Origin of the sequence: Bradyrhizobium sp. WBOS08 (genome assembly GCF_024585125.1) — a bacterium.
Taxonomy (GTDB): domain Bacteria; phylum Pseudomonadota; class Alphaproteobacteria; order Rhizobiales; family Xanthobacteraceae; genus Bradyrhizobium; species Bradyrhizobium japonicum_B.
The window spans coordinates 1,205,552-1,231,580 of record NZ_CP028988.1 but is presented as its reverse complement, the minus strand read 5'-3'; the positions used below and the strand labels follow the sequence as shown (position 1 = coordinate 1,231,580).

The following is a 26,029-nucleotide window of genomic DNA, read 5'->3' as shown; positions in this document are numbered from 1 at the left end:
TTCAATTGCGGGTCTTCAGCCCTTAAATCCGATCCGTCCGCGCCGTGCAATTCCTGTTCCCGCCGTCCCTGCCTGCAAAACGTGGGACAGCGGGAAAATGCGCCACAAAGGGCTTTTCCCGGCCCTCCGATCTTCCTAAGAACGGCCAAACGCCGCCGAAAGCCTTTGAAGCCATGAAGAACGAACCCAAGATCACCCCCGAGCTGGTTGCCGCCCACGGGCTCAAGCCCGACGAGTACGAGCGCATCCTGAAGCTGATCGGGCGGGAGCCGACCTTCACGGAGCTCGGCATCTTCTCGGCGATGTGGAACGAGCACTGCTCGTACAAGTCCTCCCGCATCCATCTGCGCGGCCTGCCGACCAAGGCACCCTGGGTGATCCAGGGCCCCGGCGAGAATGCCGGCGTGATCGACATCGGCGACGGCCAGGCCGTGGTGTTCAAGATGGAGAGCCACAACCACCCGAGCTATATCGAGCCCTATCAGGGCGCGACCACCGGCGTCGGCGGCATCCTGCGCGACGTCTTCACCATGGGCGCGCGCCCGATCGCCTGCCTCAACGCGCTGAGCTTCGGCGCGCCAGAGCATGCCAAGACCCGGCATCTGGTCTCCGGCGTCGTCGCGGGCGTCGGCGGCTACGGCAATTCCTTTGGCGTGCCGACGGTCGGCGGCCAGGTGCGCTTCCACACCCGCTATGACGGCAACATCCTCGTCAACGCGATGGCGGTCGGCCTCGCCGATACCGACAAGATCTTCTATGCGGCGGCCTCCGGCGTGAACATGCCGATCGTCTATCTGGGCTCCAAGACCGGGCGCGACGGCATCCACGGCGCCTCGATGGCCTCGGCCGAGTTCGACGACAAGTCCGAGGAGAAGCGTCCGACCGTGCAGGTCGGCGATCCCTTCGCCGAAAAGCTGCTGCTCGAAGCCTGCCTCGAGATCATGGAGAAGGGCTGCGTCATCGCGATCCAGGACATGGGCGCGGCAGGGCTGACCTGCTCGGCGGTCGAGATGGGCGCCAAGGGCGACCTCGGCGTCGACCTCGATCTCGACGCGGTGCCGACCCGCGAGACCGGGATGAGCGCCTACGAGATGATGCTCTCGGAGAGCCAGGAGCGCATGCTGATGGTGCTCAAGCCCGAGAAGGAAAAGGAAGCCGAGGCGATCTTCAAGAAGTGGGGCCTCGACTTCGCCGTGGTCGGCTACACCACGCCGAGCAAGCGCTTCGTGGTCAAGCATGGCGGCGACGTCATGGCCGACCTGCCGATCAAGGAGCTGGGCGACGAGGCGCCGGTCTATGACCGCCCGCATGTCCCCTCGGCCGCGCTGCCGGTCGTGCATGCCCGCGACGTGCCGACGCCGATGGGCCTCGGCGCGGCGCTGGAGAAACTGATCGGCACGCCGGATATGTGCTCTAAGCGCTGGGTCTGGGAGCAATACGACCACGTCATTCTCGGCAACACCATGCAGCGTCCCGGCGGCGATGCCGCCGTGGTGCGCGTCGAGGACGGGCCGAAGGGCCTCGCGCTCACCGTCGACGTCACGCCGCGCTATTGCGAGGCCGACCCGTTCGAGGGTGGCAAGCAGGCCGTCGCCGAGGCCTGGCGCAACATTACCGCGGTCGGCGGCAAGCCGCTCGCGATCACCGACAATCTCAACTTCGGCAACCCTGAGCGGCCCGAGATCATGGGCCAGTTCGTCGGCTGCCTGAAGGGCATCTCGGAAGCGTGCCGCACGCTGGACTTCCCGGTCGTCTCCGGCAACGTCTCGCTCTACAACGAGACCAATGGCCGTGCGATCCTGCCGACACCCTCGATCGGCGGCGTCGGCCTGCTCGACGATTTCACCAAATCCGCTTCGCTGGCCTTCAAAGCCGAGGGCGAAGCCATCCTCCTGGTCGGCGAAACCCATGGCTGGCTCGGCCAGTCGGTCTATTTGCGCGACATCTGCGGCCGCGAGGAGGGCGCACCCCCGCCGGTCGATCTCGCCGCCGAGAAGCGGAATGGCGATTGCGTGCGCGGCATGATCCATGCGGGCACCGCGACCGCAGTGCACGACCTCTCCGATGGCGGCCTGCTGATCGCGCTGGCCGAGATGGCGATCGCGAGCGGCATCGGCGCCAAGCTGCTGGCGGCGCCGACCGCGCTGGTGCCGCAGGCCTATTGGTTCGGCGAGGATCAGGCGCGCTATCTCGTCACCGTGCCGGAGGCCGAAGCCGGCCGCGTGCTCGCCAAGATGCGCGGCTGCGAGGTGCCCTGCGTGCGTATCGGCACCACCGGCGGCGATGCGATCGCGATCGCGGGCGAGGCGCCGGTGGCGATCGACACGCTGCGGGCCTCGTTCGAGCGGTGGCTGCCGGACTACATGGGCGGCAAGGCGGCGTAAGGCGCTGCCGCGAACCCAGACTCGTAGCCCGGATGGAGCGTAAGCGTAATCCGGGACCGCTATCACATGCGGCAAGACCCCGGATTGCGCGGCGCTCCATCCGGACTACGGATTTCACAGTGACGAGAGGCCTGGCCTCACAACACCTTCGACGCGCCCGGGATCTGCCGCAAGGCTCGCGTCAGCGCCCAACTCGCTGCGACAGTCAGTACAAACCCGATCGCGGCCTTGACGATCGCCGGCAGATCATAATCGAACAGCCAATATTGCAGCCACAGTGCGATCGGATAGTGCACCAGAAACATGCCGAACGCGTCGCCCTGCATCGGATCGAGCAGCATGGCTGAGCCTGATTGCTTGAATCTCTGGAACAGGGCCAGGATCAGAAACATGATGGCCACGCTGAAGACAGTGAAGCAGATGGCATAGAGCGCTTCATACCAGTCCGGCAACGGCGACGGATTGCCCAGTATTTCGCGCTTGATGAAGATCAGTCCCCACAACAGGCAATACGGAACGATCGCCAGGACCATCCAGTCCCAGCTCACCTTTGCCATGCGGCCATCGACGGCGAGCAGCCCACGATCCATTTGCGCAACGCCGATGCCGGCACCAAAAAAGAAATAGGTCGCGTACAGCATCACGCGCCCGTGCTGGACCGAGAATGGCCCGAACTCGAACCAGCTGCTGTGTCCGTAGCGAACCAGCCCGGGAATGTAAAACGCCGCGGTGACGGCCAGCATGACCGCGAAGAACACGGCGGGCCGGCGGCGACCATGCAGCGAGAGGCGATTGATCGGATCGAGCAGATTGGGTGACAAACGGTACAAAAGGCAGGCAACCAGGTCGAAGGCGAACAAGACCCACAGGAACCAGATCGGCCCGCTCGGCCACGGGCCCTTCGTGACCATATTCCACCAGAATTCCGAAAACCCGATCTCGGGATCTTGCCGCAGGGAGATCGCGTAATAGGCGACCGGAATGACCGTTAAGGCGCAGATCGCGAAGGGTAGGCCAAGCCGAAGCAGGCGGTCTGCCAGATAGCTCCGGATTCCCTTCCGGGCGATGCCGGACCAGGCGAACAGCCCCGACAGGAAGAAGAACATCGCCATGAAGAAGCTGTCGGTGGCGAGCACGACCATGTCGAAGCCGAAGAAATAACTCGGATCGGTATGGCCGAAATAGGTATAGGGAATCACTGCGTGATGCAGCAGCACCACCAAAGTGAGGAAGGTGCGGGCGCGATCAATCGCCAAATTGCGCACCTTGCTCTTCGGCGCGGCCTGCACCTCCGCGCCGATCGTCGCTGAATGTGACATCGTCATTATGGTCGCCCCGCGCTCTTGCTCCCGGCGGGACTGTGCCGCCGGGAACCGGTTTCAGCAAGCTCGTTTCAGCAGGATGAGGAACCAGCTCCGCTCCGCGATGTTAGCGTCTGCGAAAGAGGGCGTGGAAGGGCCGCAGACGAGCGGCCACCGATTGCGGAGCTGGCGATGACGATCCTGAAATGGGCGCTGATCTTCCTACTTGTTTCGATCGTGGCCGGCGTGCTCGGCTTCACCGGCATCTCAGCAGCCTCCGCCGATATCGCCCGCTTCCTGTTCTACGTGTTCGTCGTGATCTTCCTAGTGTTGCTGATCCTCGGGCTGACGATTTTCAGGGCGTAGCTCTTCCCTCGTCATTCCGGGTTCGATGCTTCGCATCGCCCCGGAACGGCATCCCAAACTACCCCACTTCCTCGATCTTCACCTTGTCGGGATAGAACGCCAGATGGCCGGAGATCTCCGCCATGGCGGGGAAGGGCGTCTCGTAGGTCCAGATCGCGTTGTCGAGCGTCTTGCCGTTGGCCTTGACGCTGTAATAATTGGCATCGCCCTTGTAGGGGCAATGGGTGGTGCGCTCAGTGCGCTCGAGCAGGGCCATGTTGGCATCCTGGCGCGGCACATATTGCACCGCCGGATATTTGGCTTCCCTCAGGGTCAGCGCCTTGTCGGTCTCGGCGATCACGATGTCGCCAGCCGTGACGCGGACACGCCGGGGATTTGCGGTGATGGTGATGGGGTGGTCGGGCCCTGGAAGCTTCATGATGTCACGCCTTTTCGATCGATCTGCCACGCGCGGCACTTTGTCGTGCCTTTATCCTGATGCGATCAGGGATATAGTGCCGGAAAGCGTGACCTAGAAGGCCGTTCACGCTAAGTTTGGCCCTGCCGGGCCGGGGACCCCGGCAGCGATTCGACGACGAGGCTGATTCGCAGCCGAGACAAGGAGCACGACCCGAATGCCCATGGACGCCCACGATATCGAGGCGATGATCAAGGCAGCAATCCCCGATGCCGAGGTGACCATCCGAGACCTCGCCGGCGATGGCGACCATTACGCCGCGACCGTGATCTCGGAATCCTTCCGCGGCAAGTCCCGCGTCCAGCAGCACCAGATCGTCTATCAGTCCCTGCGCGGCCAGATGGGCGGCGTGCTGCACGCGCTGGCGCTGCAGACCGGGGTGCCTGGCGGGCCCGGGGCACCCGGCACCTGATCCAAGTTTAGCGGGGGATGACGATGGCTGCGGACAATCCTCGCGGCGCGATGTTTCGCGTCACCGGACCGAACCAGCACAGCCGCGTCACTTTTGTCGAGCTGTTCTTCGACCTCGTCTTTGTCTTCGCCGTCACGCAGATTTCGCACACGCTGCTGCACCATTTCACGCCGCTAGGCGCGGTGCACGTCATGGTGCTGTTCCTGGCGGTGTGGTGGGTGTGGGTCTTCACCGCCTGGGTCACCAATTGGCTCAATCCGGAGCTGACGCCGGTCCGCATCCTGCTTTTTGCCATGATGCTGGGCGGCCTCGTGCTGTCGACCACGATCCCGACTGCGTTCGAGGGACGCGGCCTGTGGTTTGCGATCGCCTACGTGACCCTGCAGGTCGGACGGACCGCGTTCTGGATGTTTGCGACCCCGCATCACCGGTCCGCAGTGCGACACAATGCGATCCGCATCCTGACCTGGTTCTCGGTCTCCGCCGTGTTGTGGATTGCCGGCGGTCTGTCCGGTGGAGACACGCGGCTATGGCTGTGGATCGCGGCGGTGAGCTGGGAATATATCGCGCCGGCCGCACGGTTCTGGGTGCCGAAGCTGGGCTTCTCGTCGGTCGAGGCCTGGGCCGTCGAAGGCGCGCACATGGCCGAGCGCTGCTCTCTCTTCGTCATCATCGCGCTCGGCGAAGCCATCATCGTCAACGGCGCAACATTCGCCGAGCTGGAATGGACCGCGAGCAACATCCTCGCTTTCGTCTCGGCGCTGATCGGCGCCATCGCGATGTGGTGGGTCTATTTTCACAAGGGCGCCGAGGCCGGCTCCGAGCGGATCTCGAAATCCGCCGAATCCGGCCGGCTGGCGCGGCTCGCCTACACCTACCTGCACACGCCGATCGTCGCCGGCATCATCCTGACGGCCGTGTCGGACGAATTGGTGCTGAAACACCCGGCCGGACATTCCGACATGCGCACGATCGTCAGCACGATCGGTGGGCCCCTGGTATTCCTGGTCGGCACCATTCTGTTCAAGCACGCGATCCGCGGCTTCCTCCAGCTCTCGCACGGCGTCGGGATCGCGCTGCTGCTGGTGCTGAGCTGGTTCGCGTCAGACCTCTCGCCGCTCTGGCTATCGGTCGCGACGACCGCGATCATGATCGTGGTCGCGGTATGGGAGTCGGTATCGTTGGGAGCGGCACCGGAGGAGGTCCGGGAGCACTGAGCCCTCGGCCGCTCGTCGGCATGGTAGTTAGTCTTGTGGAGCGTCTGAGCGCACGCCTCGTCCTTCGAGACGCCCGCTTCGCGGTCTCCTCAGGATGAGGCTAATCAGCGCCGAAGTGCGTGGACACTGCTGCCGCGCACTCCGGCCTCATCCTGAGGAGCCCGCCTAAAGCGGGCGTCTCGAAGGATGTGCCGCAGGAAAGCACTCCGAGATAGCGGGAAGTGGAAGGTTACTCCGCAACCTCCAGCGCGTGCACCGAGAACATCGCGGCCGCATCCGTCCAGCTCTCGCGCACGCGCCAGCCGGCGCCTTGCGCCAGCTCAGCAAAACGCGCAATGCTGTATTTGTAGCTGTTCTCGGTGTGGATGCTCTCGCCGGCGCGGAACGAGAAGCTGGTGCCGAGCAGGCGCACGGTCTGGCTCTTCTTGCTGATCAGGTGCATCTCGATGCGGTGCCGCTCGCGATTGTAGATCGCGCGATGGCTGAAGGCGGACAGATCGAAATTGCCCCCGAGCTCGCGGTTGATGCGCACGAGAACGTTGAGGTTGAAGCGCGCGGTGACGCCGGCGGCATCGTTGTAGGCATCATACAGCACGCGCTCGTCCTTCTCGAGATCGGCGCCGATGATCATCTGCGCACCCCGGCCCAGAATCTTGCGGGCGCTGTTCAGGAAGGCCTGGGCTTCCTGCGGCTCGAAATTGCCGATGGTCGAGCCCGGGAAGAAGCCGACCTTCGGCATGGACGCGACCTGCTTTGGCAGCTCGAACGGCGTGGTGAAATCGGCCGCGACCGGATAGATGCCGAGCGAGGGAAAATCCCGCTTCAGGCCGTTCGCCTGCGCCTTCAGGAAGTCGCCGGAGATGTCGACGGGGACATAGGCCGCGAACCTGCAATGGTTCAGCAACAGGCGGACCTTGGTGGTCGCGCCGGCGCCGAACTCGACCAGGGCGGCGTGCTCCGGGATGATCTTTGCGATCTCGCTGCCGCGCTCCCTCAGGATCGCAAGCTCGGTGCGCGTCGGATAATATTCCGGCAGCTTCGTGATCGCCTCGAACAGCTCCGAGCCGGTCGCGTCGTAGAAATATTTCGGCGACAGTTTCTTCGGCTGCTGCGACAGGTCCGCGATGGCCTCGCGGGCGAAGGCGGTGGTCTGCTCGTCGGGAAGATGGGCTTCGGCCAAAGCGCTGGCGTGCACATTCATGATACTCTCCTGAACGCGCTGTCCGGCGCGCATTTGTCGTCGGATAAGAATGCCTACTCGTAGTCGGCGAGCCGCAGTCCCGTGAACTGCCAGCGGTGGTGCGGATAGAAGAAGTTCCGATAAGTGATACGGCTATGGCCTTCCGGCGTTGCGAGCGAGGAGCCGCGCAGCACCAATTGGTTGACCATGAACTTGCCATTGTATTCGCCGAGCGCGCCTTCGATGGCGCGGTAGCCGGGATAGGGTGAGTAGGACGATCGCGTCCATTGCCAGACGATGCCGAAGGCGTCGTTGAGCTGGCCGGTGCGCGCTGCGACCTCCCATTCCATTTCGGTCGGCAGATGCTTTCCGGCCCAGCGCGCGAAGGCGTCGGCCTCGTAATAGCTGACGTGGCAGACCGGCGCGTCGGGATTGACCGGCTTGAGGCCGGCGAGCGTCATGACCTGCCATGCGCCATCGACCTCGCGCCAATGGCCCGGAGCTTGCCAGTCGTCCTTGCTGGCCGCGGCAAAGCCGTCCATCAGCCACAACGTCGCGGTCCGGTAGCCGCCGTCGCGCATGAAGGCGAGCCACTCGCCGTTGGTGACGAGATTGCGTGCCAGCTTGACCGGGCCCACGAGGGCGCGATGGGCGGGCTTCTCATTGTCGAAATGGAAACCGCCGTCGACATGGCCGACGGTGTGGATGCCCTCGTTGAGTTGCAGCCATTCATCGCCGGTGCGCGTCGCCGAGGGAAAGCGCCAGTCCGGATCGTAGGCCGGATAGACCGGGTTCTGCGCAAATGCGTGCAGGATGTCGGTGAACATCAATTCCTGATGCTGCTGCTCGTGGTTTAGGCCGACCTCCACCAGCGGCGCGATCTCGCGAAGCTTGTCCGCGCCGGCCTCGCGGAAGAATTTGACCACGGCCGCATCGACATATTTGCGATAGGCGCCGACCTGATCGGCGCTGGGACGGGTGATGTCGCCGCGATGATTGCGCGCATGACGCGGGCCGGCGCTGACGTAATAGGAATTGAACAGGAACGCGAAATCGGGGTGGAAGGGCCGATAACCTGCGGCGTGCTCGCCGAGCAGGAACTGCTCCCAGAACCAAGTGGTATGCGCCCGATGCCATTTCGCCGGGCTCGCATCGGGCATGGACTGGATCTGCTGGTCCTCCGGCGAGAGCGGCGCTGCCCGGCGTTCAGTCTCGTTGCGGACGGCAACGAACGCGTCCTGCAGCGTCTGGGCGAGGCCGCCCGGACCGGACAGTGACGAAAGCGGGGCGGCGGCCGTGGCGGAGGCTGGTTTCGTCACGTTTTTCTCCAGACAGGACAAGAGAACGTTGTTGGCGTTGCCCGGTTCCACAACCGAGGTTCGTCCTAGATAGGGGCTCCGTTACGGTATGAAAGTCCTCTTCGGCGATGATATTGATGTCGTCAGCCTATGGGCCCGGCCCCGGCCAAACCGGTCGCTGGGGACCTTTGGCCGCCATTTTACTTTGGATGCACAACGGTTTGGGCTACATATATAGACAGGTATCGGGTTAGATCGGCTGAGCCGGCCCGAGGGATATTGGTGAGGGCTCTGCCCCAGAAGGACACGGATATGAGCATCGCGGAATTCATCGACAACGAAGTGAAGTCGAACGACGTGGTTCTGTTCATGAAGGGTACGCCGCAATTTCCGCAGTGCGGTTTCTCGGGCCAGGTCGTCCAGATCCTCGACCATATCGGCGTCGGCTATAAGGGCCTCAACGTCCTCGAATCCGCCGAGCTCCGCAACGGAATCAAGGAATATTCGAACTGGCCGACCATTCCGCAGCTCTATGTGAAGGGTGAGTTCGTCGGGGGCTGCGACATCGTCCGCGAGATGTTCCAGGCCGGCGAATTGCAGCAGCTCTTCTCCGAGAAGGGCGTCGTCGTCGCGGCCTGATGAATGACCGGCTGACGCGCCGGATTGGCGGCGCCGAGCTCGAGGTCATCGTTGCCGACATCACCACCTTGAGCGTTGACGCCATCGTCAACGCCGCCAACACGTCGCTCCTTGGCGGGGGGCGGCGTGGACGGCGCCATCCATCGGGCTGCCGGGCCCGATCTGGTCGTCGAATGCCGCCTGCTCCACGGCTGCAAGACCGGCGATGCCAAGATCACCAACGGCTACCGGCTCAAGGCCGCCCATGTGATCCACACCGTCGGGCCGGTCTGGAATGGCGGCAGGTTTGGCGAGGACGATCTGCTCGCCTCCTGCTATCGGTGCTCCATGGAGCTGTGCGGGACGCACGAGCTGACCTCGGTGGCGTTTCCGGCGATTTCGACCGGTATTTATCGCTTTCCTGCCGATCGAGCCGCAAATATCGCCGTGCGCACGGTGATCGAAGGGCTCTCTGCATCTCCCTCCGTTGCACGCGTGGTGTTCTGTTGCTTCTCCGAGCCGAGCGCCAAGCTTCATGCCGGGGCGCTCGCGCGACATGGCAGCCCTTGTGCCTGATGGCGCCGCCGGTACACTCCGCCGGACCATGTTCCGGGAGGGGATATGATTTCACGATCTGGGTTATATGCGCTGGCTTGCGGCGTGCTGGTGTCGCTTGGCGCGATATCGCCGGCGCGGGCGGAGGGCACCTACGAGATACCGGCCGGCGCGCGCTTCAACCAGGACAAGCTCGCCAAGATCACCGAGTTCTTCAAGAACGAGGTCGCGACCGGCAAGATCGCCGGTGCGAACGTGCTGATCCAGCAGCATGGCAAGCCGGTCTATCACGAGGTCTTCGGCGTGCAGGACGTCGTCAGCAAGGCGCCGATCACCGACAAGACCATCTTCCGCCTGTCGTCGCTAACCAAGGTGATCACCTCCGTTGTGGCGATGCAACTGATCCAGGACGGAAAGATCAAGCTCGACGATCCCGTTTCGAAATACATTCCCTCCTTTGCAAATGTGAAGGTCGGTGAGGAGAAGAAGGCCGAGGACGGCACCAAGACGCTTGAGCTGGTACCACTGGCCCGGCCCATCACCATTCTCGATCTGATGCGCCATACCTCCGGGATAACCTACGGTTTCTACGGCGATAGTCTGGTTCGCAAGGCCTATCGCGACGCTAACATCTACGCGGGCGAATTCGATCTCGCCGAGTTCGCCGAGCGGATCGCCAAGTTGCCGCTGCACAATCAACCCGGCGCACTCTGGCAGTACGGCCATTCCACTGACATTCTGGCACGGATCATGGAAATCGTGTCCGGGAAGACATTGTTCGAACTCGAGAAGGAAAAGCTGCTCGATCCGCTCGGTATGACCGATACAGGCTTCTTCGTCACCGAACCGGAGAGGCTGAAACGGCTCGCCCAGCCGCTACCGAACGACAGCAATTTCCGGGTCGGCCGCGAGTACAGGACTGAGGTTCGCCAGAAGTGGGAATCCGCCAGCGGCGGCATGGTTTCGACCATGGCGGACTTTTCCCGCTTTGCGCAGATGCTGGTCAATGGAGGAACGTTCGAGGGCAAGACCTATCTCAGCCCGCAGACGTTTGAGCTGATGGCATCGGACCATGCCGGCAAGGACTCCGGCGTTGAGCGGGACTACTTCTATTTTCCCGGTGACGGTTTTGGCATGGGACTTGGGTTTGCCGTGCGCACCGATCCGGGTAATGCCAAACCTCCGCCGCCCGGCGATCTCGGGGAATTGAAATGGGACGGCGCCAGCGGTTGCTATTTGGTGGTTGATCGCAAGCAGGACATGTTCTTCCTGCTGCTGGAGCAGACCCCGAGCGAGCGCCAGCGCGTGCAGCGAACCCTGAAGCAGCTGGTCTATGAAGCCATGGAGAAGTGAGGCGTTCGTTCGGATCGTCCTCGCCGCCGCCTTTGTCCTGCTGGCCGGCGCGGCGAGCCAGCTTCGTGCTGAAGCGCCGGCTGGCCCCAGTTTCTCGAGGGCGGGACTTGCGCGCGTCAATGCGGTGCTCGACGAGGCGGTCGCCGCCGGCAGGATTCCCGGCGCGATCCTTCTGATCCAGCAGCACGGCAAGCCCGTACTCTACCGCAAGTTCGGCCAGCGCAACGTCGCGACGGCGCAGCCAATGACGGACGACACCATCTTCCGTCTCTATTCGATGTCGAAGCCGATCACCTCGGTGGCGGCGATGATGCTGGTCGACGACGGCAAGCTCGCTCTCGATGACCCCGTCGCGAGATACGTTCCGGCCTTCGCCGATGTGCAGGTCGGCGTCCCGCAAGCAGACGGCAAGCTGGCCCTCCAGCCGCTGGCGCGACCGATCACGGTGCGCGATCTGCTCCGGCATACGTCCGGCATCACCTATGGCTTCTACGGCAGCAGTCCCGTCCGCAGGCTCTATACGGAAGCCGGCCTGTTCGACGGCGATCCCGACAATGCGCAATTCGCCGAGCGGCTCGCGCGATTGCCCTTGGCCGAGCAGCCGGGGACGCTGTGGGACTATGGCCATTCCACCGACGTGCTGGGCCGGGTGATCGAGGCGGCCTCGGGCCGGTCGCTCTATCAGTTCGAGAAGGAGCGGCTGCTCGATCCCCTCGGCATGCGGGATACGGCGTTCTTCGTCGCCGACCATGCCAGGCGGCCGCTGATCGCCGAACCCTTGCCCGGCGACTGGTTCGACCGTCCGGTCGCCGGCATCATCGAGGCGACCGCGCCGCGTCGCTGGGAATCCGGTGGTGCGGGCATGGTCGGTACCATCGGCGACTATGCACGTTTTGCACAGATGCTGCTCAATGGCGGCGAGCTCGAAGGTCGCCGCTATCTCAAGCGCGAGACCGTGGCGCTGATGGCGTCGGACCAGCTCGACGGAGCCAATGGGATCGCGAGAGATCCGGAATTCTATTTTCCGGGCTCCGACAGCAGCTTTGGTCTTGGCTTTGCCGTTCGCACGCACGCGAAGCCGCTGCTGCCCGCAGGCGAATATCGCTGGGATGGCGTCGGCGGCACCTTCTTCTTCATCGACCCTGCCGACGACATGTTCGTCATCTGCATGATGCAGTCGCCTTCGCAGCGGGGTCTGATCCAGGACGAGCTGAAGCGGCTGGTCTATGAGGCGATGGAACGCTGACCAAAGCGCGATGAGATTTGGATGAACCGTCATCGCGCTTTAGGTGATGTTTACGCATGATCCTTCCGGAAAACCGCTTCGCGGCTTTCCGGATCATGCTTAGGCGCCGCGTACGATCTCGCGGACATATCCAATCGTCTCCTCGATTTGGGCCGCATTGACGTCGAGATGGGTGCAGGCGCGGATGCGTCCGTCCATCATCGCAAGCGTGACGCCGCGCAGGCGCAGCGCTGCGACCATCTTGTCGCCGGCAATGCCGGCGCCGTCGGGCTTGAAGAAGACGAGGTTGGTCTCGGGCTCCTGGACCTCGATCCCTGCGATCTGCGACAGACCGCGGGCGAGCGCGCGCGCATTGGCATGGTCGTCGGCCAGGCGCTCGACATGATGGTCGAGCGCGTAGATGCAGGCGGCGGCGCAAATGCCGGCCTGGCGCATCGAGCCGCCGAGGCGCTGCTTCCACTGCCAGACCGCATCGATGAAGGCGCGCGAGCCCGCGAGCACGCCGCCGATCGGCGCGCCCAGGCCCTTGGAGAAATCGATCCAGGCCGAATCCCAGCCTGCCGTCATGTCGCGCGGGGAGATGCCGCTGGCGACGGTGGCGTTGAGCAGGCGCGCGCCATCCATGTGGGTGACGAGGCCGTGCTGCCTGGCGATCGCCACGATCTCGTCGAGCGCGGCCTTCTTCCAGATCGTGCCGCCGCCGATATTTGCGGTCTGCTCGACGCTGACGACGGTCTGCGGCGGCTGGTAGCGCGTGCGCGGGTGCAGCGCCTTGCGAAAGGTCTCTGGCGTGAACTGGCCGTCTGGTCCCTTCAACTGCGTCACCTGGAAGCCGCCGATCGCCGCATGCGCACCGCCTTCGCGGGCGATGATATGCGCGGTCTCGTGGGCGAGGATCTCGTCGCCGGGGCGGCAATGCACCAGCGTCGCGGTGACGTTGCACATGGTGCCCGACGGCATGTAGACCGCCGCCTCCTTGCCGAGCAGATCGGCCACGCGCTCGCACAGCGCGTTCACGGTCGGATCATCGCCAACCTGCTCGTCCCCGACCTCCGCGCGCGCCATGGCCTCGCGCATCCCGAGCGTCGGCCTGGTCTGCGTGTCCGAGAGCAGATTGATGCGCACCGGCGGCGCCTTGGGGTCAACAGGGGGAGGGGTGTAGAGCATGGCTGATCTCGTCATTTCATCTAGTCGAACAATTGCGGTCTGATGTCTTGTGCGCCGTGAAGAATGGCGCGGATTTCGACGTGGTCGGGCTGGCCGCGAGTTCATCCACTTGCTGGCCGCTCAGGGGAAAGTCGGCAAGAAGTCCGAAGGAACGGACAAGACCCGCGTAATAAGCTTCAGCCTGATATTTGCCGAACCGGCTCTCGGTGAAGTCGTAGATGGCGATCAGGTCGGCTCGGGTGCGCTCCGATAGCCGATACTCAGCCATGGCGGCGCTGAGCAACACGTTGGCGCGCGGCAGCGAGGATGTCGTCCGGCGTGTCCGAGGTGAAGTTGTTGCAATCAGGCTGGGCGAACAGTGCCTGATATCGGCGGACTTGCTCGTCACGGGGCAGCTTGGCCCATGCTTCAAGCTCCGCCTCGGAAGGCGTTGCCGATGGGGTGATGTTGGCGAGCTGGTCGGTCGTCTGGGACATCGAAACCAGGTTATCACAATAAAAAGGCCCCGGAAACCGGGGCCTTTGAGCAATGGATCGCGAAGATATCAGCGCGAATAGAATTCGACGACCAGATGGGGCTCCATCTGCACCGGGAACGGCACGTCGGAGAGGCCAGGAATCCGGATGTACTTGGCGGTCATCTTGCCGTGGTCGACTTCGAGATAGTCGGGCGTGTCGCGCTCGGGGAGCTGGCTGGCTTCGAGCACGTGGGCGAGCTGCTTGGAAGCTTCCTTGACCTCGACGACGTCGCCGACCTTGAGCTGGTAGCTCGAGATGTTGACCTTGCGGCCATTCACCTTGATGTGGCCGTGGTTGATGAACTGGCGTGCGGCGAAGATCGTGGAGACGAACTTGGCGCGGTACACGACCGCGTCGAGACGACGCTCCAGGAGGCCGATCAGGTTCTCGCCGGTGTCACCCTTGAGGCGGCTCGCCTCGACATAGATGCCGTGGAACTGGCGCTCGCTGATGTTGGCGTAGTAGCCCTTCAGCTTCTGCTTGGCACGCAGCTGCACGCCGAAGTCGGAGAGCTTGCCCTTGCGGCGCTGGCCGTGCTGGCCGGGGCCGTATTCACGACGGTTCACGGGGCTCTTCGGGCGGCCCCAGATGTTCTGGCCCATACGGCGATCAATCTTGTACTTCGCCTCACTGCGCTTAGTCATCGCGTCCTCTTCAGGTCATGGTTTGAGGAAACGCGCCCTCCTGTGTGACGGACCTAGGCCCGGCACCGACAGGCCCGATCCCCAAAGCTTAAGGGAGTGGACCACGGGTCGCGAAACGCTTCGCGGGCCGAAATCGGCCCGCGAGCAGGCGGCTTTTAGGGGAGTTTGGGGCTCGCTGTCAATGCGAATGGACCCAGAATCAGGTTCTTAACGCCCGGATCGGCTTGGCTCCGGCCGCCCCCAATTCAGCAGCGATTTCAGTGTTCAGCACCTGTTCCAGCCGGGTCAGGACCCGGGCGATCGGAGCAGCGTCCGTGACCCGGTGATCCCAGCGGATCACGACATGGATAGTCTGGTCGGGCTCGACCACCCCATAGCTGACGACAAAGGGGCCGGGTGTGATCGGATGAAGCTCACCGCCGCCATAGGCGGCCACCGAGCTGATCCCAAAGCTACCGAACCAATTGCCGCGCTGCCGGCCGAAATTCAGGCCGATCGCCCAGGACAAGCGGCGCAGCGGCAGCGGCAGGCGGGTCGCCCGCATGATCTTGCGGAACATCGGGACGTCCTCGATCGGGGCCGTCTTGCCGCGCCGGATCTCGGCGTCGATCGCTGCCAGTGAAAGGGCCTCGGGAGCCGCAATTCGTTGGGGCAGCACGCATTCCTCGCCATCGTCCACCCGCGCGATCGCGACCGTCGCGACGCTTTTCGGCAGCTCGTAGAGGCCCGGCCAAGGCCATTTGACGTAGACAGTGCGCAGGATCGGCTCGTCCCGCGCAACCAGGGCGAAAGCCTTGACGAACATCGCGGCCCAACCGGCAGGTGCCGTTGCGCGTGCGCGGGCCTCAAGCAGGGGACGGATATTGAGCGAGCGGGAGAGTGAAACGAAAGGCACGCCCATCGAGGCATGCATCAGGTCGCAGATCAGGCGACGCCGCAGCGATATGGTTTTGGGCGTCCCGCGCATTGGTCTTTCGCTTCCAAATCAAAGCTCAAAATATGTGCAGCGAGCGGGGCCCGCCCGCTCGCTCTAGCATGAACCAACCCGCTTGGGGGCGGCCGGTTCGCCGCATCACGGCGCTGGCGGCGCTGCCGGCTTGGTAGTGACAAAAATCTATATCATTTTCAATGACTTGTTGCATTGAGTCTTGGCGTCATTCGCGCAAAGTCGCTCGAGCCTGTTTCTTCTGAACTGCGCATCCCGGCAGCGCCCGCGGTTCCGGCAAGGCCGATCACCCTCGTTGCCGCTATTCAGAGCTTGATTCCCTCGAACGCCGCCATGATGCCGCGCTGGAATAGAGACCAGTCGAAGCCGAGCGCGATTGCACGGTAGCCGCGGTCGATCAGGGCGTTGGCCTGATCTGCGGTGCGGGCGACGCCGCCGATCGGCACGCCGCTTCTGAGGATGCCGGCCTCGGCGCGCGCGATCAGCTCCAGCAGCTCCGGGTCGTCCATCTGGCCGCGCTTGTTAATGGACGTGGCGAGATCGCCGGGGCCGATTACCGCGACGTCGATGCCGGGCGTCGCCATGATCTCGTCGATGCGGGTGACGGCATCGACATGCTCGATGGTGACCATGCAGATCATCTCGTCGTCGGCGCTGGCCATGTAGTCCGGCATCGACTGGCCCCACCGGAACGGGGCGTGGAACGGGCCCCAGAGCCGGTCGCCGCGCGGCGGATAGCGCACGCTGCGCACCGCCTTCTCGGCGTCCGCGCGGCTGGTGATCATCGGGAAGTTGATGCCGAAGGCGCCGATGTCCATCGGCGCCTTCGCAAGCCACGGTTCGTTCGCCGCGATCCGCACCAGGGGCGTGCACGGCGTGCCCGTGGTGGCGGCGATCATCGCATGCGCTTCGGTCAATCCGATCGGGCCGTGCTCGAGATCGACGATGATCCAATCGAGCGAGCGCGCCATGATCTGCACCATCTGCACGCTCGGGATGGTCGCGATCGCACCGAAGGCGGGGCGGCCCTCGCTCCACAATTGGCGGAGACGGTTGAGTGGCGTGGACGGGACCGACATCGAAAGACCTGCAGCTTGGGGACGACGGCAAAACGTAGCAGCGCGGCGCCGAGGCGGAAAGTCAGGCCAGCGCGCGTCCGCCGAAGAACGGCGTCAGCGTGGCCGAAAGGCCGTGCACGCGGTTCGAGGTGAAGATCATCTCGGCGCCGGCCTGTGCGATGTCTGCGCTGCGCGGACCGAGCAAGTCGGAGACGCGCCGGGCGATCGCCGGCGCGGGATCGATCCAGTCCACCGGCCAGGGCGCCAGCCGTTTCAGCCGGTCGAGCAGCAGCGGATAATGCGTGCAGGCGAGCACGACGGTGTCGGTGCGTGCGCCGGCATCCGCGGTATCGCCGACGAAGCAGGGCGCGAGCTCGGCCAGGATGTCGCCGTCGCTGACGGAAGCGCCGCCGAGCGCGGCCTCGGCGAGCGAGGCGAGTTCGGGCGAGCCGACCAGCGTCACCTCGCAGCCTTGCGCGAAATCGCGGATCAGAGCTTTGGTGTATTCGCGCCTCACCGTGCCCTTGGTGCCGAGCACCGAGACGCGGCGGGTCCTCGACCGCGCGCAGGCCGGCTTGATCGCCGGCACGGTGCCGACGAACGGCACGGAATAAGCGGCGCGCAAGTGCGACAGGACCAGGGTGGACGCGGTGTTGCAGGCGATGACGACGATATCAGGGTCGTGCGTGCCGATCAGCTCCCCCATCAGCGGCACGACGCGGGCGATGATCTCGTCCTCGCCGTGGTGGCCGTAGGGGAAGAAGGCGTCGTCGGCGACGTAGACAAAGTCCGCTTCCGGGCGCGCGGCCACGACCTCACGGAGCACCGTGAGCCCGCCAAGGCCGGAATCGAACACCAGGATGGTCGGAGAATGGGTCACGTCGTCACCTTAGGGCGCCATGGTTACCATTCGGTTTTTGGGGCGGTTTTGCGGCGGGGCCGCTCGGCGTCATGGCAGGGGAGCCAGGTACCAGCGGCATCCGCAGAATTCCGGGACCGACATGATGCGGCCCGGCGTGGGCTGCCCACGTTCACGCGATCCTGTTGGTCGTGGCGGCCCGTTCCGTGGCCAGCTGCTTCTGCAGGCGATCGATGTTCTGCAGGAGGCGCTGGCTGGTCAGCACCAGGAAGTAATAGCCGAACTGCGGATCCTGGAAGTAGATCTCGAGCAGCCGGTCATAGGTGATCGTCAGCACCTGGCCGTCTTCGATGCATTGAATCGTTCCGGTGCGCCGGTTGTCGGGCGTGAGGAAGCCGAGCTCGCCCATCAGCGCCCCGGGCCCAATCTCGACGTTGATCTCCTTGACCAGGAACTTGCCGGTGACCGTAAGGAGCATCTCCTTCGCGGGATCGCCCAGCTTGAACAGCGTGTCGCCACGGCGATATCGGCGCTCGGTCATGAACGGCTTCAGCCATTCGATCGACATGTCGCCTTCGGCGGCATGGCGCGCCTTCTTGACCAGCTTGAGCATCTGCCGGAGGCGCAGGGCGTTGATCGGAAGCATCAGCAGGTAGAGCAGGAACGTTGCGACGTTGGCAGAGAGTGCGCCGAAGATGGCAAAGAACGCGCAGCCGACCATGTTGGCGACGCGCAGCGGCACCATCGTCCGCATCAAGAGCGTGGCGACAAAGAAGACCGCCCCGACCACGGCGAACATATTGGCCAGCGTGATGTTGCTGACGAAGATTTCCAGCAGCCGGTTGAAGATCGCGTCGTAGGTGACGTCGTTGGGATCGAGGCCCATCTGAACCAGGATCTTCGCGATCCTGAGATTGTCCGTGGCCGCGTCGAGAATGCGGTCGAGGATCGAGGAAATGTCTGCGCTGCCGGACGGCATGGTACTAACCCCGCGTAAGGCCTTCAGTCCTGGTCGGTGTGCTCGACACCTATAGCCGAAATCGGATGACGGCCGGCTGAAATGAAGCCTTCGGCCGCCATGTCGCAAGAGGCAAATTCTAGCCCGATCGGGGCTTTCGGCAATTGCCCGTCGGTTGCCCATCAGGCCGTGGCGGCCGTGATTCGGACCGGGAGGCGGCGTCGCGGAGGGTAAATGCACCCCAGGCGGGGGGCGCCGGACGAGCTTCGGCCTACGGCTTCGTGGCGGGCTGCACGACCTGCTGCTCGACGAGGCCAAGGCGCCCCGGCAGCGAAGCGGCCCGGAGCATCATGGCGACGCTGTTGGCTTCTTCCAGCGTCAGGTTTCCGGAGATCTGGCCCGAGCCGCCGGTGATCGGCTCGCGGATCACGGGGGCGGAGATCACCTTGTCGTCGAGCACGATGGCGAAGGGCTTGCCGACGTTCTCGCTGGTGATGTGGGCGAAGCGCCGCGTGCCGCGGCCGTTGAAGCGGAACGAGGCGATGGGCTCGTTCGTGCCGATTGCGAATCCCGGACCTGCGGAGCTGATGTCGTCCCCGTCGAGCGCGCTGTGCTTGGCGACGAGGTAGGGTTGGTTGTCCTTGAAGCCGAGCAGAACTTCCGTGCCGTCCGGCGGCGCGCCCCGCTGCGCCTGCTCGGCAGGCATCGAGAGGTCGACCTGGCGGAAGCTGACCTTGACCTTCCTGGCGAAGATCGCGGTGATGCGCTCGGGCTCGGTCGTACCAGGCAGGAAGATACGGATGCGATCTGCGCCCTCGGGCTGGACGCTGGCGAGCGTGACGCCGGCGTCCTTGAGGCGCTGCTCGATCATGGCGATGCAATCGTCGACCAATTCGTGCAGCCGAGCGGCGGATGCGGCCTCGGTCGGCGCCAGCCTGACCGGTCCGTCGCCACTGCCGCTGACGGTGAGCGCGTGCGTTGGCAACCCCTCCGCTGCCGAGGCGAGCTTGCGTGTGAGCTGTTCGCGGCCCTTCGCCTCGCGGATATTCACCTCGACGCCGCCGTCGCGGATCACGAGGCCGGAGAAGGCGATCCGGCCCTCGCGCAGGATCTTGTAGACGTCGTCGCGCAGATCCGCGACGGCTGCCACGCGCAAGCCGTCGGCGTCCACCCGATAGACGATGCGCGATCCGCCCAGCTTCTCCATCTTGTCGGCAATGAAAGCCGCGACCTTGACTCGCATCTTGTCGAGCTGGGCGTCGGCCGACGCCGCGCCCGGCATGGCGATCGCCGCTGCCATGGCGAGCGCTAAGCCGAGGGCGGTGATGAACTTGCTCCGATGCCTAGGCATGATCACCTCAAGTCTTGCGGCAGGACGCTGGCCGGCGAATCCGACGCCAGTTCTTGGTCCCGGGATTGGGTGTGAAGGTTCAATTCCGGTGTCGATCGAGGCCCGCCGCCGCAGCGGGTAAGGCCATGGACGAACGGCAAATCATCCATCATTCTGCGCTCGCTCGACCGGCCATTGGTCGAGGCCTCGCCGAACAAGATGTCAAAAGACAGCGGGCGGGGGACATGCATCTGAGGGAGGACGGAATTCCATGGCGGGCATCCATGCGCTCGATCGGCTTATCGGCAACGACTATCCGGAACTTTTGACGGACGCGGACGTCCGCGCTTTCGAGCAGGTCCCTTACGCAGAGCGCATTGCGGCCGAGAGCACCTATGATGCCATCAAGCTGGGTGCCGAGCGTAACCCCGACGGCGCGGCGATTCAGTTCCTGCAGAATGCCGATCCCGCCGACACGCCGGCCGTGGTCACGTACCGCGATTTCATCGCGCGCGTCACGCAGGCTGCCAACATGTTTCACGCGCTCGGCGCGGAAAAGGGCGACGTCATCAGCTTCATGCTGCCGCTGGTGCCCGATGCTTTCGTGACGCTGTTCGGTGCGGAGGCCGCCGGCATCGCCAATCCCGTCAATCCGCTGCTGGAGCCGCACCAGATCGCGGAAATCCTGGAAGCTGCGAACACCAAGATCCTGGTGGCGCTCGGGCCGATGCCGGGCACCGACATCTGGCAGAAGGTCGAGCAGATCCGCCCGCAGCTCAAGCACCTCAAGGCGATCGTGCAGGTGTTCGGCGGCGGCGATCCTGACAAGGGCATCTTCGCCTTTGGCGACCTGATCAAGCAGCAGCCGTCCGACCGGCTCGTCAGCGGGCGCAAGATTCTCGGCCGTGACATCGCAGCCTATTTTCACACCGGCGGCACCACCGGCACGCCGAAGCTGGTGCGGCACACCCATGCCAACCAGGTCTATCAGGCCTGGGCGCTCAATCTGCTGCTGAAGGGAAGGCCCGGCGTCAATCTGCTGTTCGGCATGCCGCTGTTTCACGTCGGAGGCTCGCTGACACAGGTGCTGACGACGCTGTCGGGCGGGGGCTCGCTGGTCGTGCTGTCGCCGGGCGGCTGGCGCAATCCGAATGCGGTGAAGAATATCTGGGGACTGGTCGAGCGCTACAAGCCCGAGGCGCTGTCGAGCGTGCCGACGGTGCTGGCTGCGACGCTCGCGGTGCCGCCCGGCAATGCGGATATTTCCAGCCTGAAATATGCGGCCGGCGGCGGCTCGGCGATCCCCGTCGCCGTCGGCTCGGCGATCCAGGACAAGCTGAAGTTGCCGGTGGTCGAGGTCTACGGCATGACCGAGACCTCGAGCGTGCACACGCTGGCTTATCCGGCGCGACCGATCCGGCTCGGCTCGGTCGGCTTGCCGATGCCTTATTCGCGCGTGCGCATCGTGCAGCTGGACGCCGACGGCCGCCTGATCCGCGACTGCAAGCCGGACGAGATCGGCGTGGTCATCATGGCCGGGCCGGGCGTGTTCAGCGGCTATCTCAACGACGAGCACAACAAGGGTGCCTTCGTCGACGAGGTCTGGGTCAATTCCGGTGATCTCGGCCGCCTCGATGCCGACGGCTATCTCTGGATCACCGGCCGCGCCAAGGACCTCGTGATCCGGGGCGGTCACAACATCGATCCGGCGCCGATCGAGGAGATCATGTTCCGCCATCCCGCGGTCGGCTTTGCCGCCGTGGTCGGCCAGCCCGACGCCTATGCCGGCGAATTGCCCGTGGGATATGTGCAGCTGAAGCCGGGCGCCAAGGTCGAGCCGGGCGAATTGGAATCGTGGGTGCGCGAGCGCACGCCGGAGCGCGCCGCCGTCCCGGTGCAGGTGATTCCGATCGATCCGATGCCCGTGACGGGCGTCGGCAAGGTGTTCAAGCCGCAACTGCGCTGGGACGCGGCGGAGCGCGTATTCGCCAAAGTGCTAGCGCCGCTGGTCGAGCGCGGCATCGATTGCAGGGTCAAGGTCGGCGCCCATGGCAGCCACGGCTCGATCGCGACCGTCACGCTTGTCGGCCTGCCGCCGGATCAGCGCGAGACGATTGCGGCCGAGGTGCACACGCTGCTCGCGCCGTTCGTGATGCGGCACGAGGTGGTGCAGAAGTAGGTGCTTGCGCTGGATTGTCGCCCGGATGAGCGAAAGCGATATCCGGGAAGCCAGCTGTCCCGGCAGTCGCTTCGCTCACCCGGCTACAAGCTTCGCATTCGTAGGGTGGGCAAAGGCGCAACGCGCCGTGCCCACGATCTCTGTATGGTTGAGAGAACTGGTGGGCACGCTTCGCTTTGCCCACTCTCCGAGATCTGCGTCCCAGATATTTTCTACGCCGGCATCCGCGTCTCGACCAGGCGCGCCCAGAACGAGGCGCCGTGGCCCAGGATGTTGTCGTTGAACACATACGCCGGGTGGTGGCACTCGTTGCCGTCGCCCATGCCGACCAGCACCATCGCGCCGGGACGCGCCTCCAGCATGAAGGAGAAGTCCTCGGCGCCCATCATCGGAATGAACTTGTCGTTGACGCGGTCGGCACCGACGATGTCGCGGGCGACGTCGGCGGCAAGGCCGGCCTCGCGGGCATGGTTCATGGTCACCGGGTACATCCGCGTATATTTGGTCTCGGCCGAGCCGCCATAGGCGCGGGCGACGCTCTCGGCGACTTCGCCGATGCGGCGTTCGACGAGATCGCGCACTTCAGGGTCGAGCGTGCGCACGGTGCCGCCGAGCTCGGCGATCTCCGGAATGATGTTGAAGGCCGTGCCGGAGTGGAATTGCGTGATCGAGATGACGGCGGACTTGAGCGGATCGACGTTGCGCGCCACGATCGATTGCAGCGCATTCACGATCTGCGAGCCGATCAGCACGCTGTCGACGGATTTGTGCGGGCCGGCGCCGGCGTGGCCGCCCTTGCCGTGGACCGTGATCTGGATGTTGTCGGAGGAGGCGAGCATTGCACCGGGCGTGGTGGCGAAATGGCCCTCCGGCAGGCCCGGCATGTTGTGCATGCCGTAGACTTCCTGGATGTTCCAGCGCGTCATCAGCCCGTCCTCGACCATGGCCTTGCCGCCGCCGCCGCCTTCCTCGGCGGGCTGGAAGATCATGATTGCCGTGCCGTCGAAATTGCGCGTTTCGGTCAGGTACTTTGCGGCGCCGAGCAGCATCGCGGTGTGGCCGTCATGGCCGCAGGCGTGCATCTTGCCAGGGACTTTCGAGGCGTAGGGCACACCCGACGTTTCCATGATCGGCAGCGCGTCCATGTCGGCGCGCAGGCCGATGGTCTTGCCTGAGGCGGACTTGCGGCCGCGGATCACCCCGACCACGCCGGTGCGGCCGATGCCGGTCACCACCTCGTCGCAGCCGAATTCGCGCAAGCGATCGGCGACGATGCCGGCGGTGCGGTGGACTTCGTAGAGCAGCTCGGGGTTCTCGTGGAAGTCATGGCGCCAGGCGGCCATTTCGTCGGAGAGAGCGGCAACGCGGTTGACGATGGGCATGGGGGATCCGTTTCTTTGTCGTCGTTTGTAGGGTGGGTTAGCGTAGCGTAACCCACCACTGTTTGTCTCCGCGTGAGCGAAAGAGGTGGGTTACGCCCCGCGGACTGCGCTTCGCGCAGGCCGCAAGGCTAACCCACCCTACGATTCTATGACTCGCCGAACACGCGCTTGAAGATCGTGTCGACGTGCTTGAGGTGATAGCCGAGGTCGAACTGCGCCTCGATCTCGGCGTCCGAGAGATGCTTCCGCACCTCCACGTCCTTCTTCAGGAGCTGGAGGAAATCGCCTTCGCCGCGCCAGACCGGCATGGCGTTGCGCTGCACCAGCTTGTAGGCATTCTCGCGGCTCGCGCCCTTTTGCGTCAGCGCCAGGAGCACGCGCTGCGAATGCACGAGGCCGCCGAGGCGGTCGAGGTTCTTCTGCATGTTGGCGGGGTACACCAGCAGCTTGTCGATCAGGCCGGCGAGGCGCACCAGCGCGAAGTCGAGCGTGACGGTCGCATCCGGGCCCATCATGCGCTCGGCCGAGGAGTGGGAGATGTCGCGCTCGTGCCAGAGCACGACGTTCTCCAGCGCCGGCGTCACATAGGCGCGCACCATGCGCGAGAGGCCGGTGAGGTTCTCCGACAGCACCGGGTTGCGCTTGTGCGGCATGGCGGAGGAGCCCTTCTGCCCCTCGGAGAAGAACTCTTCGGCCTCCAGCACCTCGGTGCGCTGCATGTGGCGGATCTCGACCGCGATCCGCTCGATCGAAGAGGCGATCACCCCGAGGGTCGAGAAGTACATCGCATGGCGGTCGCGCGGGATCACCTGGGTCGAGATCGGCTCGGGCACGAGGCCCATGGCCTTCGCCACGTGTTCTTCGACCCGCGGATCGATCTGCGCGAAGGTGCCGACGGCGCCTGAGATGGCGCAGGTCGCGACTTCCTTGCGCGCCGCGATCAGGCGCTCCTTGGCGCGGGTGAACTCGGCATAGGCGTAAGCGAGCTTGAGGCCGAAGGTCACCGGCTCGGCATGGATGCCGTGGCTGCGGCCGATGGTCGGCGTCATCTTGTGCTCGAAGGCGCGCTTCTTCAGCGCGGCCAGCACCTTGTCGAGGTCGGCGAGCAGGAGGTCGGCGGCACGGGTGAGCTGCACGTTGAGGCAGGTGTCGAGCACGTCGGAGGAGGTCATGCCCTGGTGCACGAAGCGCGCCTCGGGGCCGACGATCTCGGCGAGATGGGTGAGGAAGGCGATGACGTCGTGCTTGGTCTCGCGCTCGATCTCGTCGATGCGGGCGACGTCGAAGGTGGCGTTCCTGGCCTTGGCCCAGACCGTCTTGGCCGCCTCCTTGGGGATGGTTCCAAGCTCGGCTAGGGCGTCCGCCGCATGCGCCTCGATCTCGAACCAGATCTTGAACCGGGTCTGCGGCTCCCAGATCGAGGCCATTTCGGGACGAGTGTAGCGGGGGATCATCTGATGGCTCCAGGAAGGTGGGCGGGCGATCCTGAGGAGGCGGCGCCGGCCAAAATGCTTTTTACGCCGTGATTTAACAGAGCGGACAGGGCGAAACAAACGGTCTGACCTGCCAAAGAGCGGGATCGCCGGACTATCCACCGGACCGGTTCGCGGGGGACAAAAATGAGCTGTCAATCACGGATCATTGACTGACAGATATTGAAATCTGTCATCGAGACGTGTATATCCGTTTCCGGACGCTCTGGTTGGGCGTCCCGCGACAAGCCCCGGGGAGCCCGACATCCGAAGCGGATCGGCGGGCGAATTGAAGAACGGGACCGCGGACGAATGGAGACTTAAGACGATGACGACCGAAATCCTCAATTTGACCGGCGCGATTGGGCATTGGCTCAATCTGCTGGTGGCGCGCCAGATCGCGGCGCAGGCTGCAAAACTGCCTCATTAGGGCATAGGCTTTCCGAAACGACCGGCCAGGGCGCTTCGGAAGCAGCCCTACTGCCGGGAAACTGAGCCCTCAACGGGAACATGGTGCTGGCATGAATGAAGCTGTTGTCTTGACGCCGGAGCGGATCCTCGACGTCACCGAGGACGTGCTCAGGCGCTTCGGACTTGCCAAGGCCACCGTGGTCGACGTGGCCCGTGCGCTCGATGTGAGCCACGGCAGCGTCTACCGCCATTTCCCCAGCAAGGCCTCGCTGCGCGAGGCAGTCGCCAAGCGCTGGTTGGACCGCATCGACGCGCCGTTGCGCGCGATCGTCGAGGAGCAGGGTCCGGCGCCGGCCAGGCTCGAGCGTTGGCTGCGCACCCTGTTCGCTGCCAAGCGTTCGCGCGTGCTCGACGATCCCGAGATGTTCGAGACCTACCTGACGCTGGCACGCGAGGCCTGCGCGGCCGTGAAGTGTCACAAGGACACCATGATCGACCAGATCGCGGCGATCCTGAGCGACGGCGTTAAGCAGGGCGTGTTTGACGTCGCCGACGCGAAGATCACCGCGCGCGCGATCTTCGATGCGACTGTCCGTTTCCACCATCCGGCTCATGCCGAGGAGTGGAAGGATGCCGATCTTGCCGCGCGCGTCGACGCGACGCTGGCGCTGCTGCTGCGCGGTCTGAAGGCGGTCTGAGGCCGCTGGACCATTGAATT

Annotated in this window: 24 protein-coding genes and 1 pseudogene; 10 read left to right on the top strand and 15 right to left on the bottom strand. The window is 64.5% G+C overall.

All coding sequences use genetic code 11. The features are described 5' to 3' along the window. Positions 1-173 precede the first annotated feature (173 nt). The gene (gene purL / locus DCM80_RS06010) at positions 174-2,384 is read left to right on the top strand and encodes a phosphoribosylformylglycinamidine synthase subunit PurL (protein WP_257196163.1); all 2,211 of its coding nucleotides are present in this window, start codon (positions 174-176) and stop codon (positions 2,382-2,384) included. A 137-nt stretch (positions 2,385-2,521) separates the two neighbouring features. On the opposite strand, the gene DCM80_RS06005 is transcribed toward purL, so the two are convergent. Further along, positions 2,522-3,709 (bottom strand): acyltransferase, encoded by a 1,188-nt coding sequence (locus DCM80_RS06005; RefSeq protein WP_257196162.1) that lies wholly within the window; start codon positions 3,707-3,709, stop codon positions 2,522-2,524. 168 nt (positions 3,710-3,877) lie between these two features. Between DCM80_RS06005 and DCM80_RS06000 the strand changes: the two genes are divergently transcribed. Further along, positions 3,878-4,051 carry a DUF1328 domain-containing protein gene (locus DCM80_RS06000; RefSeq protein ID WP_007612121.1) on the top strand — a complete coding sequence of 58 codons (174 nt, stop codon included), beginning with the start codon at positions 3,878-3,880 and terminating at the stop codon, positions 4,049-4,051. Positions 4,052-4,109: 58 nt separating this feature from the next. Here DCM80_RS06000 and DCM80_RS05995 read toward each other — a convergent pair whose 3' ends face one another. Beyond that, complete coding sequence (locus DCM80_RS05995) at positions 4,110-4,469, bottom strand: DUF427 domain-containing protein (protein WP_257196161.1); 360 nt, start codon at positions 4,467-4,469, stop codon at positions 4,110-4,112. 196 nt (positions 4,470-4,665) lie between these two features. On the opposite strand from DCM80_RS05995, the gene DCM80_RS05990 reads away from it, so the two are divergent. Next, complete coding sequence (locus tag DCM80_RS05990) at positions 4,666-4,920, top strand: BolA/IbaG family iron-sulfur metabolism protein (protein ID WP_028137365.1); 255 nt, start codon at positions 4,666-4,668, stop codon at positions 4,918-4,920. 23 nt (positions 4,921-4,943) lie between these two features. Next, positions 4,944-6,137: a low temperature requirement protein A gene (locus tag DCM80_RS05985; protein WP_257196160.1), complete on the top strand. Its 1,194-nt coding sequence runs from the start codon at positions 4,944-4,946 to the stop codon at positions 6,135-6,137. Between the two features lie 229 nt (positions 6,138-6,366). Here the strand turns inward: DCM80_RS05985 and egtD are convergent, their stop codons facing one another. Continuing rightward, entirely contained in the window at positions 6,367-7,338 is a 972-nt protein-coding gene (egtD, locus tag DCM80_RS05980; protein ID WP_257196159.1) for an L-histidine N(alpha)-methyltransferase, read from the bottom strand. A gap of 53 nt (positions 7,339-7,391) precedes the next feature. Then, positions 7,392-8,687 carry an ergothioneine biosynthesis protein EgtB gene (gene egtB, locus DCM80_RS05975; RefSeq protein ID WP_257196158.1) on the bottom strand — a complete coding sequence of 432 codons (1,296 nt, stop codon included), beginning with the start codon at positions 8,685-8,687 and terminating at the stop codon, positions 7,392-7,394. 240 nt (positions 8,688-8,927) lie between these two features. Here egtB and grxD point away from each other — a divergent pair, with 240 nt between their 5' ends. From grxD to DCM80_RS05955, 4 genes and pseudogenes are all read left to right on the top strand, one after another. After that, the gene (gene grxD, locus DCM80_RS05970) at positions 8,928-9,254 is read left to right on the top strand and encodes a Grx4 family monothiol glutaredoxin (RefSeq protein ID WP_080140390.1); all 327 of its coding nucleotides are present in this window, start codon (positions 8,928-8,930) and stop codon (positions 9,252-9,254) included. Next, positions 9,254-9,809, top strand: a pseudogene (locus tag DCM80_RS05965) (O-acetyl-ADP-ribose deacetylase). The gene grxD and the pseudogene DCM80_RS05965 overlap by 1 nt, the downstream one beginning before the upstream one ends. 45 nt (positions 9,810-9,854) lie before the next feature. Then, positions 9,855-11,141: a serine hydrolase gene (locus DCM80_RS05960; protein ID WP_257196157.1), complete on the top strand. Its 1,287-nt coding sequence runs from the start codon at positions 9,855-9,857 to the stop codon at positions 11,139-11,141. After that, positions 11,122-12,387 (top strand): serine hydrolase, encoded by a 1,266-nt coding sequence (locus DCM80_RS05955; RefSeq protein WP_257196156.1) that lies wholly within the window; start codon positions 11,122-11,124, stop codon positions 12,385-12,387. Before DCM80_RS05960 ends, DCM80_RS05955 begins: the two co-directional genes overlap by 20 nt. Positions 12,388-12,486: 99 nt before the next feature. Here DCM80_RS05955 and DCM80_RS05950 read toward each other — a convergent pair whose 3' ends face one another. The 9 genes from DCM80_RS05950 to DCM80_RS05910 all read right to left on the bottom strand — a co-directional run bounded on the left by DCM80_RS05950 (position 12,487) and on the right by DCM80_RS05910 (position 19,888). Next, on the bottom strand, positions 12,487-13,554 hold the full coding sequence (locus DCM80_RS05950) for a low specificity L-threonine aldolase (RefSeq protein WP_257196155.1): 1,068 nt from the start codon (positions 13,552-13,554) through the stop codon (positions 12,487-12,489). A gap of 16 nt (positions 13,555-13,570) precedes the next feature. Beyond that, the gene (locus tag DCM80_RS05945) at positions 13,571-13,822 is read right to left on the bottom strand and encodes a type II toxin-antitoxin system RelE/ParE family toxin (protein WP_257196154.1); all 252 of its coding nucleotides are present in this window, start codon (positions 13,820-13,822) and stop codon (positions 13,571-13,573) included. Further along, positions 13,815-14,030, bottom strand: a complete 216-nt coding sequence (locus tag DCM80_RS05940; protein ID WP_049820196.1) for a hypothetical protein — start codon at positions 14,028-14,030, stop codon at positions 13,815-13,817. The genes DCM80_RS05945 and DCM80_RS05940 overlap by 8 nt, the downstream gene beginning before the upstream one ends. A 68-nt stretch (positions 14,031-14,098) precedes the next feature. Continuing rightward, a complete protein-coding gene (gene rpsD / locus DCM80_RS05935) occupies positions 14,099-14,716 on the bottom strand; it encodes a 30S ribosomal protein S4 (RefSeq protein WP_028137354.1) in 618 nt (205 codons plus the stop codon). A 199-nt stretch (positions 14,717-14,915) separates the two neighbouring features. After that, the gene (locus tag DCM80_RS05930) at positions 14,916-15,683 is read right to left on the bottom strand and encodes an acyltransferase (protein WP_257196153.1); all 768 of its coding nucleotides are present in this window, start codon (positions 15,681-15,683) and stop codon (positions 14,916-14,918) included. A gap of 284 nt (positions 15,684-15,967) precedes the next feature. Next, positions 15,968-16,741, bottom strand: a complete 774-nt coding sequence (locus DCM80_RS05925) for an HpcH/HpaI aldolase/citrate lyase family protein (protein WP_257196152.1) — start codon at positions 16,739-16,741, stop codon at positions 15,968-15,970. A gap of 61 nt (positions 16,742-16,802) precedes the next feature. Continuing rightward, positions 16,803-17,600: a glutamate racemase gene (gene murI, locus DCM80_RS05920; protein WP_257196151.1), complete on the bottom strand. Its 798-nt coding sequence runs from the start codon at positions 17,598-17,600 to the stop codon at positions 16,803-16,805. Between the two features lie 151 nt (positions 17,601-17,751). After that, entirely contained in the window at positions 17,752-18,558 is an 807-nt protein-coding gene (locus tag DCM80_RS05915) for a Crp/Fnr family transcriptional regulator (protein WP_028137350.1), read from the bottom strand. A gap of 250 nt (positions 18,559-18,808) precedes the next feature. Continuing rightward, the gene (locus DCM80_RS05910) at positions 18,809-19,888 is read right to left on the bottom strand and encodes a preprotein translocase subunit SecD (protein WP_257196150.1); all 1,080 of its coding nucleotides are present in this window, start codon (positions 19,886-19,888) and stop codon (positions 18,809-18,811) included. A 250-nt stretch (positions 19,889-20,138) separates the two neighbouring features. Here DCM80_RS05910 and DCM80_RS05905 point away from each other — a divergent pair, with 250 nt between their 5' ends. Next, a complete protein-coding gene (locus tag DCM80_RS05905; RefSeq protein ID WP_257196149.1) occupies positions 20,139-22,046 on the top strand; it encodes an acyl-CoA synthetase in 1,908 nt (635 codons plus the stop codon). A 212-nt stretch (positions 22,047-22,258) separates the two neighbouring features. On the opposite strand, the gene DCM80_RS05900 is transcribed toward DCM80_RS05905, so the two are convergent. Together DCM80_RS05900 and purB are read right to left on the bottom strand one after the other, a co-directional pair. Continuing rightward, positions 22,259-23,428 (bottom strand): M20 aminoacylase family protein, encoded by a 1,170-nt coding sequence (locus tag DCM80_RS05900; RefSeq protein WP_257196148.1) that lies wholly within the window; start codon positions 23,426-23,428, stop codon positions 22,259-22,261. A gap of 146 nt (positions 23,429-23,574) precedes the next feature. Further along, complete coding sequence (gene purB / locus DCM80_RS05895) at positions 23,575-24,882, bottom strand: adenylosuccinate lyase (RefSeq protein ID WP_257196146.1); 1,308 nt, start codon at positions 24,880-24,882, stop codon at positions 23,575-23,577. A 539-nt stretch (positions 24,883-25,421) separates the two neighbouring features. Here purB and DCM80_RS05890 point away from each other — a divergent pair. Further along, positions 25,422-26,009 carry a TetR family transcriptional regulator gene (locus DCM80_RS05890; protein ID WP_257196145.1) on the top strand — a complete coding sequence of 196 codons (588 nt, stop codon included), beginning with the start codon at positions 25,422-25,424 and terminating at the stop codon, positions 26,007-26,009. Positions 26,010-26,029 lie beyond the last annotated feature (20 nt).